We start from the raw sequence: 508 nt of genomic DNA, 5'->3' as shown, positions 1-508 counted from the left end.
GTCGCGATGACGCGACATCGCGAGGACATGGCGCTCTATTACGGGCAGCGATCCTTCGGCCTCAATGGCGGGCTGGCCAAAATTCTGTCCCGACGCAACGCCAAGGAAACCACGCTCGACTACGAGCGCGGGACGCTCTACCGCCAAGCGCTCCGCTTCGCCGAAAACCGCGGCCTCAATATCGTTCGCGTGGCCCGTACGCTGCTTCGCGACCGCGTCGACTGGACGATCCGGCAGAAGCAAAAACTCGCCATTCTGACGCTCCGCCTGCGCGGTGTCGGCGTGCGTCTCGGCCTATTCAATTCCCGTCAGACACATAACCCGAAGGAGGCCGCAGCGATGGTCGCCGGCGTCACGCTTTTCGCCAACTCGATAAAGGACACGGTCGAGGAGAAGCTGCGCGCCGATCCCGCCGTCGCCAAGCAATGGGACGAGATTTCCACGCGCTTCCGCTATGTCTTCGCCGATCCGGAAACCGCGTTCCGCGCCATGAATTTCGACGCGGTTC

At 62.8% G+C, this 508-nt stretch carries 1 protein-coding gene; it reads left to right on the top strand.

Features of this window, described 5'->3' with window-relative positions; translation table 11 throughout:
* The coding region (locus EOA85_RS36875) for a BID domain-containing protein (RefSeq protein ID WP_164760205.1) at positions 1-508 on the top strand (508 nt) is incomplete at both ends.

The organism is Mesorhizobium sp. M5C.F.Ca.IN.020.29.1.1 (assembly GCF_003997375.1).
Lineage (GTDB): Bacteria > Pseudomonadota > Alphaproteobacteria > Rhizobiales > Rhizobiaceae > Mesorhizobium > Mesorhizobium wenxiniae.
This window is presented reverse-complemented; position numbering and strand designations above follow the sequence as displayed.